The sequence below is a fragment of the Arthrobacter sp. Y3225116 genome (genome assembly GCF_059091245.1).
Map to the genome: position 1 here is coordinate 1 of NZ_JBNHGL010000629.1, position 263 is coordinate 263.

Sequence of the window (263 nt, forward strand, 5' to 3'; positions counted from 1 at the left end):
GCCCCGGTTCCGGCCGCGCAGCCCGAACCGGCAGGACCGGTGTCCGCCGGCGCCGGGTGGGCCGAGAGCCTGGACATGACCAGCCTCTACCTGCCGGACGATGAGTCCGACGGCGCCGCGGCCGCCGATGAAGGGGCGCCCTCAGACGAACCGGCGCCCGCAGCCGCAGGGGCCGCCGGCGCCCCCGCGGGACCGGACACCGCGGCGGCAGAGGATGGCCTGGACCAGACGGTTGTCCACGCCGCCGCGCAGCGTGCCAACCT

Annotated in this window: 1 protein-coding gene; it reads left to right on the top strand. The window is 77.6% G+C overall.

Features of this window, described 5'->3' with window-relative positions; translation table 11 throughout:
• Positions 1-39: 39 nt before the first annotated feature.
• Positions 40-263, top strand: a 224-nt coding sequence (locus AC5RV2_RS19285; RefSeq protein WP_494093655.1) for a hypothetical protein, incomplete at its 3' end; no start/stop codon positions are given.